Origin of the sequence: Bradyrhizobium sp. CCBAU 051011 (assembly GCF_009930815.1) — a bacterium.
Classification (GTDB): domain Bacteria; phylum Pseudomonadota; class Alphaproteobacteria; order Rhizobiales; family Xanthobacteraceae; genus Bradyrhizobium.
Map to the genome: position 1 here is coordinate 723170 of NZ_CP022222.1, position 13520 is coordinate 736689.

At 62.1% G+C, this 13520-nt stretch carries 11 protein-coding genes and 1 pseudogene; 8 read left to right on the top strand and 4 right to left on the bottom strand.

Going from position 1 to position 13520, the window contains the following annotated elements:
• The first annotated feature begins 46 nt into the window (after window positions 1-46).
• Complete coding sequence (locus ACH79_RS03520) at window positions 47-886, top strand: DUF2076 domain-containing protein (RefSeq protein WP_161849782.1); 840 nt, start codon at window positions 47-49, stop codon at window positions 884-886.
• Window positions 887-1034: 148 nt separating this feature from the next.
• On the opposite strand, the gene ACH79_RS03525 is transcribed toward ACH79_RS03520, so the two are convergent.
• Entirely contained in the window at window positions 1035-1811 is a 777-nt protein-coding gene (locus ACH79_RS03525; protein WP_161849783.1) for a L,D-transpeptidase, read from the bottom strand.
• A 309-nt stretch (window positions 1812-2120) separates the two neighbouring features.
• Between ACH79_RS03525 and ACH79_RS03530 the strand changes: the two genes are divergently transcribed.
• Window positions 2121-2894: a protein phosphatase CheZ gene (locus ACH79_RS03530; protein WP_161849784.1), complete on the top strand. Its 774-nt coding sequence runs from the start codon at window positions 2121-2123 to the stop codon at window positions 2892-2894.
• Between the two features lie 203 nt (window positions 2895-3097).
• Here the strand turns inward: ACH79_RS03530 and ACH79_RS03535 are convergent, their stop codons facing one another.
• Window positions 3098-3613, bottom strand: a complete 516-nt coding sequence (locus ACH79_RS03535; protein WP_161849785.1) for a hypothetical protein — start codon at window positions 3611-3613, stop codon at window positions 3098-3100.
• Window positions 3614-3950: 337 nt separating this feature from the next.
• Here ACH79_RS03535 and groES point away from each other — a divergent pair, with 337 nt between their 5' ends.
• From groES to ACH79_RS03555, 4 genes are all read left to right on the top strand, one after another.
• On the top strand, window positions 3951-4247 hold the full coding sequence (groES, locus tag ACH79_RS03540) for a co-chaperone GroES (protein WP_161849786.1): 297 nt from the start codon (window positions 3951-3953) through the stop codon (window positions 4245-4247).
• 171 nt (window positions 4248-4418) lie between these two features.
• Window positions 4419-6065 (top strand): chaperonin GroEL, encoded by a 1647-nt coding sequence (gene groL / locus ACH79_RS03545; RefSeq protein WP_161849787.1) that lies wholly within the window; start codon window positions 4419-4421, stop codon window positions 6063-6065.
• Between the two features lie 225 nt (window positions 6066-6290).
• Complete coding sequence (locus tag ACH79_RS03550) at window positions 6291-7490, top strand: hypothetical protein (protein WP_161849788.1); 1200 nt, start codon at window positions 6291-6293, stop codon at window positions 7488-7490.
• 238 nt (window positions 7491-7728) lie between these two features.
• The gene (locus ACH79_RS03555; RefSeq protein ID WP_161849789.1) at window positions 7729-8355 is read left to right on the top strand and encodes a hypothetical protein; all 627 of its coding nucleotides are present in this window, start codon (window positions 7729-7731) and stop codon (window positions 8353-8355) included.
• Window positions 8356-8806: 451 nt separating this feature from the next.
• Here the strand turns inward: ACH79_RS03555 and ACH79_RS03560 are convergent, their stop codons facing one another.
• Entirely contained in the window at window positions 8807-9223 is a 417-nt protein-coding gene (locus ACH79_RS03560) for an META domain-containing protein (protein WP_371419359.1), read from the bottom strand.
• Window positions 9224-9446: 223 nt separating this feature from the next.
• Here ACH79_RS03560 and ACH79_RS03565 point away from each other — a divergent pair.
• Both ACH79_RS03565 and ACH79_RS03570 read left to right on the top strand, forming a co-directional pair.
• Window positions 9447-9764, top strand: a pseudogene (locus tag ACH79_RS03565) (hypothetical protein); the annotation flags it as partial.
• Between the two features lie 236 nt (window positions 9765-10000).
• Window positions 10001-11455: an acetamidase/formamidase family protein gene (locus ACH79_RS03570; RefSeq protein ID WP_161849790.1), complete on the top strand. Its 1455-nt coding sequence runs from the start codon at window positions 10001-10003 to the stop codon at window positions 11453-11455.
• A 171-nt stretch (window positions 11456-11626) separates the two neighbouring features.
• Here ACH79_RS03570 and ACH79_RS03575 read toward each other — a convergent pair whose 3' ends face one another.
• Entirely contained in the window at window positions 11627-13291 is a 1665-nt protein-coding gene (locus ACH79_RS03575) for an L-lactate permease (protein WP_161849791.1), read from the bottom strand.
• Window positions 13292-13520 lie beyond the last annotated feature (229 nt).

A 13520-nucleotide genomic window follows, 5' to 3' on the forward strand; every position in this document is an offset into this window, starting at 1 on the left:
CATCTTGCCCGCGCGTCGATCACTACCCGGCGCGAGGGAGAGGGCCATGACACCGCAAGAACGCCAACTGATTGACGATCTTTTCGACCGGCTCGCCAAGCTGGAAAGCGCCAAGCGCGATCCGGAGGCGATGTCGGCGATCATGCAGGGCCTGCGCAATGCGCCCAACGCGGTGTATGCGCTGGTGCAGACCACGCTGGTGCAGGACGAGGCGCTGAAGCGCGCCGACATGCGCATTCAGGAATTGGAAGCGGCGACGTCGGGCCAGCAAGCTCAATCCGGCGGCTTCCTCGATTCGATGCGCGACGCGATCTTCGGGCAGAACCAGCCGCAAGGCTCATCGCAAGGTTCGGTGCCGAACGTTCGCGCGCCCGACATGGCTAACCGCCCGACCTGGAACAGCGGTCAGGTGCTGCAGCAAAACCAGGCGCCCGGACAGTACAATCAGCCGGCCTATGGCCAGCCCTATGGCGGCGCGCAACAGCAGCAACCGCCGTTCGGCGGCGGTGGCGGCTCGTTCCTCGGCACCGCTGCGGCGGCTGCGGCCGGCGTGGTCGGCGGTTCGCTGCTGGCCGGCAGCATCCGCTCGATGATGGGCGGCGGCGGCAACCAGCAGGCGTTCGGCGACACGGCGAACCACAGCGGCGGGATCGAAGACCGCAGGCCGTGGGGCGATCAGTCCGGCGGTGATCTCGCGCGCGAGGCCGGGATCAACGACATCGGTTCGCGCGGCTCGTCTAGCCAGCGCGCCGACAACAACGATAACGATTCCGGTTCGCGGCAGGGATTCTTCGATCAGTCCTCGCACGACGACGATGGCGGCATGGATCACGATTCCGACGACTTCGACGGCGATGATGGCGGCGGAGACGGCGACTACGCGTGACCGTCGCGAGAATTGAAAATGAAAACGGCCGCCCCGATCGGGCGGCCGTTTTTATTTGTAGCCCGGATGGAGCGAAGCGCAATCCGGGAATCGGTAGCCACGCTACGGCCCCGGGTTACGCTGCGCTTCACCCGGGCTACGCAGGAAATCAGATCACCACCACCCTCGCCCCGACGCCGACGCGGCCGTAGAGATCGATCACATCTTCATTGCGCATGCGGATACAGCCGGACGAGACGTTGGTGCCGATGGTCCAGGGCTCGTTGGAGCCATGGATGCGATAGAGCGACGAGCCCAGATACATCGCACGCGCGCCGAGCGGATTTTCCGGGCCGCCCTCCATGTGCCTCGGCAGATCGGGGCGGCGCGCCAGCATCTCCGGCGGCGGCGTCCAGGCCGGCCATTCCTTCTTCGCTGAGATCGTCTTGACGCCCGACCAGGTGAAGCCGGGCCGGCCGACGCCGACGCCGTAACGCAACGCCTTGCCGTCGCCCTGCACCAGGAACAGAAACTTGTTTGGGGTGTCGATCACGATGGTGCCCGGGCTTTCCTTGCCGTGATACTCGACCACCTGCTTTTCATATTTCGGATCGAGCCGGTGCTGCGCGGGATCGACCAGATCCTCCTCGCGCCGCATCGACTGCTGCGGATCCATCGGCGGCAGCAGCGTGCGCCGGCCATAGCCGTAATCGGGCTGCGGCTGGTAGGCCTGCTCCCGCTGGTAGCGCCCGCCCTGTGGCGCATCGCCGAACAGGAATTCGATGAAGCCGCCGCCCATATTGGAGGCCATGCGCACCGGCGCCGGCTGGCGGGCGTAGATCACGGTGGGCTCAGTTGATGCTGAGACATCAATCGCTGCGGCCTCACTGGCAAAGCAAAGGCAAGACACGCTCGCGAGGAGCGCAAAACGGATTTTTCCGGACATCGACGTACTCTGTACTGTTCGTCACTGCGGGTTCGGCGCAATGGCGCGATTGAAGCGCCGCTGCACGCGATCAATACAAATCAAAACCTAATCGGTTTGGTAAACGGATCGGGCGTTTCGATTCACCATTTCGGCAATCGCACCCGGATTTGCCCGGTAGCCTTTATTTTGCGTGAACGCGCGCCCCTCATGGTTAATCGTTGGTGTGCGGCCGCAGGCAAAGCGCCGACACGCAATATTGCGCCGTGAACCTGACGTTAAATCGCCATGGTTTAGAACACCTCGGCAATGAAGGGGTGGGAAAAACTCATGTCGGTCAATCGCAAACGTTTTCGTATCGAACAAGCCATTCTGGGCGACGCGCCAATTGTCCTGCCTGCCGAAGGCGGCGAGATCGGCCCGATGCATCGCGAGATCATGGCCGAGTTGCGCGCGATCCGCTCGCAGATGGCCAGCTTCGGCCACGTCCGCGCCGCCGGTACCGAGGTTGCGGATGTCGCGCGCGAGATTGCCGAGTCCCACGCGCTCCTGGAAACCTATCGCGCGCAGATTGAGCAGTGCGAGAAGCTGAAGGTCGAGCTCGACCTCATTCACGACGCTATCAACCGCACCAAGCGCGAAATCGCCACCCTGCACGGCAAGAGCTTTGACGGCCAGGAAATGGCCAAGGTCAACGGCGAACTCGGCGCCGTCGTCGGCGGCACCGAACAGGCCACCCAGCAGATTCTGGAAGCCACCGAGGCGATCGACCAGGCGGCGACCGCGCTGTCGAAGAACATCTCGCCCGACCAGCAGAAGTTGCTCAGCGAAGAAATTCAGGAACGCGTCGTCTCGATCTTCGAAGCCTGCAACTTCCAGGACCTCACCGGCCAGCGCATCAGCAAGGTGATGACCACGATGAAGTTCATCGAGCAGCACATCTACACGATGATGGACATCTGGGGCGGCGTCGACGCCATCAAGGCGCACGCCCAGCCGATCGTCGACACCCGCGAAGGCGATGCCAAGCTGCTCAACGGCCCGAAGCTCGACGGCGACGCCGGCCACGCCTCGCAGGACGACATCGACGCGCTGTTCGATTGATCGGACGGTTAACGCGGACCAAACAAAACGCTGGCAGCGATGCCGGCGTTTTTTTGTTGTCTCTCGCACCGTCATTCCGGGATGGTGCGTTAGCACCAGACCTCAGATGCGCAATTGCGCATCGGGGAATCTCGAGATTCTCAGGTGCGCAATTGCGCACCATAGTTCGATGCTTCGCATCGCCCCGGAATGACGGCGTCTACTCACGCCCGGGGGGCGCAGCGGACATAGACCATGTTGCCGTAACGGACCGCGGCGTCCTTTTCGATGAAGCGGGTCACCAGCACGCGACCGTCGAACGAGACGATCTCGCGGTCCTGTTCGCCGCCGGCGGGACCGGCCGGTCCGATATAGTTCTTGCCGCTCGGGCTACCCTTGAGGCGCAGTTCCTGCGGCGTGGCCTGGTCGGCCAGATGCATGACGACGCCGCCGGAGGTGCCGGCGCCGATCACATAAGGCTGCTTGCACTGCCCGCGCGCGGCAGCTTCGGTGCGGGCGCGGTCATTGGGATTCTGGAACGAGGCAAGGCCCCAGCGACCGACGATCTCGTCGGACCGGATGGTGGCCGGCATTTCCGGCGCAACGGCGGGTTCGGCATCGGGTGCCGGGCCGGACGACAGCGACGGCAGGCTCATGCTGCTGCACGCCGCCAGCAAGACCGTCAGCGCCGACGCGATCGCCAGATTGGCAACCGTATGCGCATTACGTGAGCTGATCATCGCATTCCCCCGAGCAATTTTTGGCCGCTCCCGTCAAGCAGCCAACCGTAAAAAGCCTGCCGGAGCAATGACGTCGGTTGAGTTTACGCCGCTGCACCGATTTGGTTTCCGTGGAGCATCCTATACTGGCCTCAAGAAGGCCTTAACCCCCTTGTTTGCTTGACAGGAACAGCGCCAAGCCATATTTCCCGGCCCCACGTTTAGCACTCAAACTCAAAGATTGCTAAGGGGCGTGCTGTCCCGCCCGGGGCGGCTTCGAATACCCGGCATATCAGCCATTTTCAATGGCGCAGACCTGAAACCGAGCCTCCCCAGAGGAACTTCAAGAGGAGACGTCATGGCCAAATCCAAATTCCGTCCGCTGCACGACCGCGTTGTGGTCAAGCGCATCGATGCCGAGGAGAAGACCAAGGGCGGCATCATCATTCCCGACAGCGCCAAGGAAAAGCCGTCGCAGGGCGAAGTCGTCGCCGTCGGCCCGGGCGGCCGTGACGAGGCAGGTAAGCTGATCCCGATCGACCTCAAGGCCGGCGATCGCGTGCTGTTCGGCAAATGGTCCGGCACCGAGGTCAAGATCGACAACGAGGAACTCCTGATCATGAAGGAGTCCGACATCATGGGCGTGCTGACGTAAGCAATCCTTGTCATGCCCGGGCGAAAGCGGGAAGCGCGTCTTCGCGCTGGATGACCCGGGCATCCATCCCTTCGGAAGAGTCTCGCGAAGGTGGTGGATTGCCGGGTCAAGCCCGGCAATGACGCATTAGCGCGGCGCACGACCGTATCCAATCATTCAGGAGTCCAAACAATGGCTGCCAAAGACGTTAAATTTTCCGGCGACGCCCGCGACCGTATGCTGCGCGGCGTCGACGTTCTCGCCAACGCGGTGAAGGTGACGCTTGGTCCCAAGGGCCGCAATGTCGTGATCGAGAAGAGCTTCGGCGCTCCCCGCATCACCAAGGACGGCGTCACCGTCGCCAAGGAGATCGAGCTCGAGGACAAATTCGAGAACATGGGCGCGCAGATGCTGCGCGAAGTCGCCTCCAAGACCAACGACACCGCGGGCGACGGCACCACCACCGCCACCGTGCTGGCTCAGGCGATCGTGCGCGAAGGCGGCAAGGCGGTTGCTGCCGGCATGAACCCGATGGATCTCAAGCGCGGCATCGACATCGCCGTCCACGCCGTCGTCAAGGATATCGAGAAGCGCGCCAAGCCGGTCGCGGCTTCCTCGGAAGTTGCCCAGGTCGGCACCATCTCGGCCAACGGCGACACCGCCATCGGCAAGATGATCGCGCAGGCGATGCAGAAGGTCGGCAATGAAGGCGTGATCACGGTCGAGGAAAACAAGTCGCTCGAGACCGAGGTCGACATCGTCGAGGGCATGAAGTTCGACCGCGGCTACCTGTCGCCCTACTTCATCACCAACGCCGAGAAGATGACGGCCGAGCTGGAAGACGTTTTCGTGCTCTTGCACGAGAAGAAGCTGTCCGGCCTGCAGTCGATGCTGCCGGTGCTGGAAGCCGTGGTGCAGTCCGGCCGCCCGTTGCTGATCATCGCCGAGGACGTCGAGGGCGAGGCGCTGGCGACGCTGGTGGTCAACCGCCTGCGCGGCGGCTTGAAGGTCGCCGCCGTCAAGGCGCCGGGTTTTGGCGATCGCCGCAAGGCCATGCTGGAAGACATCGCGATCCTGACCGGCGGTCAGCTGATATCAGATGAACTCGGCATGAAGCTCGAAAGCGTCACCATCAACATGCTGGGACGCGCCGGCAAGGTGGTGATCGACAAGGAGAACACCACGATCGTCAAGGGCGCGGGCAAGAAGAAGGACATCGAATCCCGCGTTACGCAGATCAAGGCGCAGATCGAGGAAACCACCTCGGACTACGACCGCGAGAAGCTGCAGGAGCGCCTTGCAAAACTCGCCGGTGGCGTCGCGGTGATCAAGGTCGGCGGTGCGACCGAAGTCGAGGTCAAGGAGAAGAAGGACCGCGTCGAGGACGCCCTCAACGCGACCCGCGCGGCCGTGCAGGAAGGCATCGTGCCGGGCGGCGGCGTGGCGCTGCTCCGCGCCAAAAAGGCGGTCGGCCGCATCAACAACGACAATTCCGACGTCCAGGCCGGTATCAACATCGTGCTCAAGGCGCTGGAAGCCCCGGTTCGCCAGATCTCGGAGAACGCCGGCGTCGAGGGCTCGATCGTGGTCGGCAAGATCCTCGAGAACAAGTCGGAGACCTTTGGCTTCGACGCCCAGACCGAGGAATATGTCGACATGGTCGACAAGGGCATCATCGACCCGGCCAAGGTGGTGCGCACTGCGCTGCAGGACGCCTCCTCCGTCGCCGGCTTGCTGGTGACCACCGAAGCGATGGTTGCCGAACTGCCGAAGGAAGCAGCGCCGGCAATGCCCGGCGGTGGCGGCGGCATGGGTGGTATGGGCGGCATGGGCTTCTAAGCCCTGCCCTTCTCCCTCAAACAGATCGAAGGCCGCCTCCGGGGCGGCCTTCTTTTTTGGCGAATGACAAGCGCGGTATCGGTTCAGACGGAGAACCGATACCGCGCTTTCTCTTTGTTTTGACTCGTTTTCTTCACGCGAACCGGCATCCACTTCGCTCGAAAATGCTACCGGGATTTGCTAGTTACGACGACGCCAATTCCCTTCCGTCTGAGGAACTTCCATATGCGCGCGCTCTTGCCTTGCCTGCTCGGTCTGATGATGGCTTCCCCGAACCTTGCCTTCGCCCAGATGAAACTGCAGCCCAAGACGGCGCCGGGCACGACCGAGACGCGCTACTTCACCGCGATCGACGGCCTGATGGACGGCAACGCCGACGTCGTGCTGAAGGAAACCCGCCAGGGCAAGACCGTCACCGCGGCTACCCTCGACGTCTGCTATCCCGCCGCCAAGGGCTCCGACCGCAAGGACCGCTTCGTTGCCACCCTCACCGTCAACGGTCAGAACCTGACCGGCACCACGCAGAGCCTCGGTGACAAGTTGCCGGTCACCGTCAAACTGCTGCGCAAGCCTGTCGGCGACACCTTCGAATTCCGCGGCCAGATCACCATTGGCTCAAACGTGACCGAAGTGGCCTCTACGGACAATTCCGATCTCAGCGAGAAGGAGTTTTTGGACAATCAGACCAGTGACGACGGCATCACGCCGGCGCCAAAGGATTTTACCGACGTTTCGCCGGAAGCGATCAGCGTGCGGATAAAACTCGACGCGGCGCTTGATTTCCTTAAGGGTCTGAAGGGCGAGGCCGTCGAGGTCGGGCTGTCAAGCCTTTCGGTCTCCTGCGACGCGCTGCGCGCCGGCGAGCAGACCATCAACCTTACCGCCGATCCGGAACGCGCCACAGCGCTGATTGCAAAAGCCAAGTCGACGCAAGGCGTGGTCGCAGCCGGATGGACCAGCGGCTCCGTCGAGATGGACCGCACCATCCGCTTTGCGGCAGCCGAATGGCGCGACGGCGACAAGATCAACCGGGACAAGATCGCGTCGGCCGTTTCAGGCGTGCTCGCGAAAACGCTGGCCGCCAAGCCGGCGGGCGCCGACTGGAACGCCAACACCGGAAAACTCACGCTAAGCTTCAAGCGGCCAAGCCCGATCTATCCCGCGCTCGCGCTGACCGAAACTGTCGAAATCACCGCGCTGGTTTCGCCGGACAAACCGGGCGCTTCTGACCGGCTGATGCTGTGGATCTCGAGCCCGGTGATCACGACCGCGGATGAAGGCACCGGTCCCAAACTGCATTTGTCGGAAGATTCCACCGGCGACGAGGAAGGCGGCGAACCGAACGACGACAACGGCTCTATCGAGGCGCTGGCGAAGGAGTTCAAGGGCCAGCGCTGGGACGCCGACAAGAGTGTGTGGAAATGATCCGTATGCACGATAGCGGTAGCTGCGCGCTTGACGATGCCTTTGCCGGAGCATGCATCGGCACAGTGATCGGTCGCCCCGCAGCGCGCCCTCAAAGGAAAAATAGCCCCGAGCACATTGCGAGCTTTGATCGTTAAGACTCGATTCAGCTTAAGGGGACATCATCGGCCAGTTGAACCTGGGTAACGCCATGCAAGACCGCGCGCCGAGTACCTTTGAGAGCATGTGGACGGGGAATGTGGCTGACGGCCGGGGGCCGGAACAGCCGGCGAACTCGTGGAATTTCTTCAAGGACGATCGCGACGACGTCCTGGTGGTGCGGGAGTCATCTCGCGACCGGGCGCGCAACGCCTCGCTGGTCATCGTGGCTGTGGTGGCAAGCTTTGGGCTCGGATGGACCGGCGGTCTGAGCTGGCCCGAATTCGCAGGCACGCTCGGCCTTGAAACAGTTGCGCAGACGGAAACGCCCGCGCCGCGAACTGCCGAAGCACGGCCGGGCAAGATCGAAAGCGCCCGGAAGACGGCATCCGCGGCAGACTCGCCCGCCATTGTCGGAAGCATTCCCAAGCCATCCGCGCCATTGTCGGCCGCCGCGCGTCCGGCCTCCCAGGCCAATGCGGCCCCCTCCGCTGCCTTCGCAATGCGGCAGCCTCTGGTCGCGGCGCCGGAAACCAGGCCGGCGACAATTCCCGGGTGGACAGTTGTCGACGTTCGCGACGGCACCGCCGTTCTCGAAGGTCCCGACGGTATCAAGATGGCCGCGCGTGGCGACACCATTCCCGGACTCGGACGCGTCGAGTCCATCGTGCGCTGGGGCAACCGCTGGATCATTGCCACCGCCAGCGGCTTGATTGCGACGCAGTAACCGCCGGCTAGAGCATTATCGGTTCTGATCATATCGGCTCATGCCGATGTTGAATCACTTTCGGCGGGAGGGTGAAAGCCTCCATTCGCTAGGCGGAGGCGCAATGTGCGAACCCATTCGTTTCGCTCATCTTCGAGCAAGTTCCACAGGGGCCAGTCAGGCGACGCCTCGATCCATGCAAAATCGACCAATTAATGCCGAAAGCAGTGTTGCCGTCTTGGCGGTAGCAAGAAAAGAGCGCCTCAATGTCATCCTGACCAAGAGGCTGTGTAAGTTCATCAACGTATTTCTCAGCGGCCTTCAGTTGCTCCGCACTGAGACCATCTGTCAGCTTCGCGCCAATCTCACAAAGCTCTCTGACCGGTTCTTGAACCATGTACCCCCACCCACCTACCCCGGGCACGATGGATCAGGATGCGTGGGTTCTCAATCGCTTTTCTGGGGTCACGACCTAGTTCGTATTGATGCGGAAGCGCAGCGTCAACGTGCCGATGAACGATACGAAATCGCCCTGCCGCTTCCAGGTGCCCACAGCGGCGAGCGCGGCGATCAGCTCGTCGTCCTGCTGGGCGCGGTCTGGTGGACAGGGACGATCTTCCATCGCGCCGGGCACGAAGATCACCGTATTGCCCGCCACCGAAAACTGGCCCTTGCCGCCCTTGCACCAGAGTTCGAGGGCCACCTCGCCGGCATCGCCGATTTCGAGATTGGGAATCCGCTTCGACCCGCGCTGACGATCCACATCGAGCTGCATTTCCGCTCCGAACGGAAAACCGTCATCGGCGCGCGCCGGGCTGAACGGCAAAACCATTGCGGTCACCAGAAGCGAAGCGGCGCCTGCCCGGGCCATACGTACGAATGAAATCATGCACCCTCCCGAAAATACCGGACCCCACCGCGCCGCGCGCCGTTCTATTGGACGGCGACGTGATTGGCTAGGGCCGTGAATGCCACCGCCCGATAAATTGCAGCTATCTTCCCCCGTCTTTGCGTTCCCTCCCCGACGTCCTATCGTTGGTGAAGCGATCCAGCAGTCGCTGAGCGAGGGTCCTGTCGCGGTGCAGCAGCGAACCATAGTCGTGAACGATCGGATGCAGCGGGGTTACCGGTACGTTCTCGTCGCGCCCGTGGGCCGAAGCTTTGATCTGGGCTTCCGTCGCGATCTCACGCCGCCGGAAATGCTGCGCCTCGGCATCTTCGGCGAAAGATACATGACTGATTGCAGGGAGGAGTTTCCGGCAAGCTGGTTCGCGAAGGCCAAACTCTCGTCCGAACGCGCAGACGCCAGGCTGAATTTCTTTGGCGTCGCCGACAGCCAACCTCTTTCGGTGTGGCGCAGGAAAGGCTGGATACATCCGGACGATCCGCGCGGCTGGTTTCAATGGTATTGCCGCTATTATCGGAGCCGCCTCAACAAACGGAATGTCCACCCGTCGGCATGAACAGCGCCCATCATTCGACCACCTCATCGATGCGCATGGCAATGATGTGGAATTTCCCAATAGTTGAGCACGCAAGGCTCAAGCAATAAGCAAAGGAGCTATTTTTCATTCACTTCATGATGCAGCAACGCTTTGACTGTTGCGATGAACTGAGGTGGGATCAGGCGTGCGCCTGGATACGCGTTCAAATCGGGGAGAATACGATGTGCGCGGGTGATGACAAAAACTGTCCGGAATTTGAATTGCACCATCGCGAGTTCAAGGAAACGCTTGATCGCGAACGCCGATCGTTCTTGAGGTCCAGCTTCGCCGCGGCCGGAGGCGCCGCAGCGATGACCGCGGGCGGCATTTCTCTGGTGACGCCGCAGATGGCGGCTGCTGCCGAAAGGAACCAACCCGCCAAGCGGTCTTATCATCATCTGCCGGCAAGTGCCGAAACGGTGCATTGGGGCTATTTCAGCAAGAAACTGAAACCGCAGGTCGAGATCGATTCCGGCGACTTCATTACGATTGAGGCGCTAACGCACCACGCCAATGATGACGCCGAGCGCATGGTGAAGGGCGATCCCGGCGCCGAAAGCGTGTTCCTGTGGACCAAGGAAAAGAAGGGCGTAAACCGGCGCGGCGCCGGACCGATGGATGCCTCGCTATTCGGGCGTGGCGCCGGCGAGGGCCTTGGCGTGCACATCTGCACAGGCCCGGTCTACGTCCGCGGCGCCCAGGAGGGCGACGTGATCGAGTTGCGTATTATCGACGTCACGCCCCGGCCATGCGCCAATCCTCAATATCGTGGAAAAGCTTTCGGTAGCAACGCGGCGGCATGGTGGGGCTTTCACTACAAGGACTTGTTGACCGAGCCTAAACCGCGCGAAGTGATCACGATCTATGAGGTCGACGCATCAGGCGAACGCAACTGGGCGAAAGCCGTGTACAATTTCCAATGGACTCCACAGACCGATCCTTCGGGCGTCGTGCACAAAACCATCGACTATCCCGGCGTTCCGGTCGATCACTCCACAATCAAGGAGAACCACGGCATCCTGAAGAATGTGCGCATTCCGATACGTCCGCATTTCGGCGTCATCGGCCTGGCACCAAAGGAAGCCGATATCGTCGATTCAATTCCGCCGAGCTATACCGGAGGCAACATCGACAATTGGCGGATCGGCAAGGGCGCCACGATGTATTATCCGGTCGCGGTCGAAGGCGGCCTGCTGTCTGTTGGCGACCCACACGCTTCGCAGGGAGACTCCGAGCTTTGCGGCACGGCCATCGAAAGCTCGCTGAACGGCACCTTCCAGATCATTCTGCACAAGAAAGCCGACCTCGTCGGCACGGCTCTCGAAGCCCTCGACTATCCGATGCTGGAAACCAGGGATGAGTGGCTGGTGCACGGCTTCAGCTTCGCCAATTATCTCACCGAACTGGGAGACAAGGCGCAGTCAGACATTTACTCGAAATCGTCGGTTGACCTGGCTTTGCGCGATGCTTTCCGCAAGATGCGCAAATTCCTGATGACAACCAAGAAGCTGACCGAAGATGAGGCAATCTCCTTGATTACGGTTGGCGTCGACTTCGGCATCACCCAGGTGGTCGATGGAAATTGGGGCGTCCATGCGGTCATCAAGAAGGATATCTTCGCCGGTGGCGAGACCTGATCCAAAACACCGCGGTGGTTGGTTCCGGGATGAGCTTGGCCGCGTTTGATTACGCCCGTCGGTCTTGCGAGACCACACGCAAAACGGGGCCTCAGCACGAATCCCGTACCAATAACAAATCCCCGCGGCGTCGGCCGCGGGGATCGTTGGCGGGTCGCTCCATCTGCGGTCCTACTTCAACACCATCAGCGTGAACGGATAGACATAGGCTTGCAGCGTCACCAGTACGCCGACGAGGCAGGCCAGCACGATCGAATGCAGGAAGACGTAACGCAGGATCCTGCCTTCGTGGCCGTACCAGTTGGTGGCGGTCGAGGCGACGACGATTGATTGCGCATCGATCATCTTGCCCATGACGCCGCCGGAAGAATTGGCGGCCGCCATCAAGACCGGCGACAGGCCGAGCTGTTCGGCGGTGATCTTCTGTAGGTTGCCGAACAGCACGTTCGACGATGTATCCGATCCCGTCAGCGCCACGCCGAGCCAGCCGAGCAGCGTGCCGAAGAAGGGATAGAGCACGCCGGTGGCGGCGAAGGCGAGGCCGAGCGTGGCGTCGACGCCGGAGAGCCGCGTCAGCGTGCCGATCGCCAGCATCGCCGAGATCGTGATCAGCGAGATCGCGCATAGTTTGATGGTGCGGCCGTATTCGCCTGTCATCTTCGCCGGCGAATAACCCATCAGCAGGCCGGAGATGATGGCGGCAATCAGCATGCCCGTCCCGGTGAACGACAGATAGGTGAAGTCGAACAGCGCGGCCTCCGGCGTCGGCTTGGCGGCCACCGGCGGCACTTTGTTGATCATATTGTGCAGCTCAGGCACCTCGAATTTCCAGGCGAAGTTCGCGTTCGCCCAGCCCTTGAACGCGCCGGTGCCCCAGATCAGCATCACGATGCAGACGATGATCCACGGCAGCAGCGCGCTCCAGAGCTGGGCCTGGCTGAGCTTCGTTGTATCCAATGGCTTGGCGGGCTTCATTGTCGAAGCCGATTCATCGTGGCTGCGGAGCGCGGGCGACAGCCAGAGTTCGCGCGGTTGCCAAACTTTAAGGAACAGGATCAGGCAGCCCATCGAGATCAGCGACGCGCCGATATCGACGATCCAGGGGTTGATGAAGTTCGAGATCACGAATTGCGGGACCGCAAAGGAGACGCCGGTGACGAGAATGGCCGGCCAGATCGCGATCATGCCGCGCCAGCCGGCGAAGGCCCAGATCAGCCAGAACGGCACGATCAGCGAGAAGAACGGTAACTGCCGGCCGACCATGGCGCCGAGCACATAGGGATCAAGGCCGGTCACCGACGCCAGCCCCTGGATCGGCGTGCCGAGCGCGCCGTAAGCGACCGGCGCGGTGTTGGCGATCAGCGACAGGCCGGAGGCGGCCAGCGGCGAGAAGCCGAGACCGATCAGGACCGCGCCGGTGATCGCAACCGGCGTGCCGAAGCCGGACGCGCCTTCGAAGAACGCGCCGAACGCGAATGCGATCAGGAGAAGCTGCAGCCTGCGATCGGTGGTGACGCCGCCGATCGCTCGCTGCAACAACTCGAAGCGGCCGGTCTCGACGGTGATGCGGTAGAGGAAGATGACGTTGAGCACGATCCAGCCGATCGGGAAGAAGCCGATGACGACGCCGAGCAGCGAGGCGCGGATCGACATGCCGGCGGGCATGGTGAAGATGACGATCGTAATGATGTTGGCGACAACAAGCGCGACGATGGCGGCGAGATGCGCCTTGACCTTGCCGCTCGCAATCAGCACCAACAGGGTGACGACGGGCACGGCGGCGGCGATCGTTGACAGCGCGGCGTTGCCAAGCGGATTATAGTGTTGGTCCCACATTGCGGTTCTCCCCACATTGTTGTTGGCGTGCCGGCGTGGATGGCCGGTCACGTGCTGAATCGATCGGCGGGAACAACCGTGGAAAAGCGGGGTTGGGCTGCCTCGAGCTTTGCCTTGGACTTTGCCTTGGACTTTGCCTTGGACTTGCTTTGGGCTCGCCAACGCTCACAACCTCGCGAAGTTCGATGGCCACCGCCCCTCGCCGCCGCAGCCATGCTAGGGTCTAGCC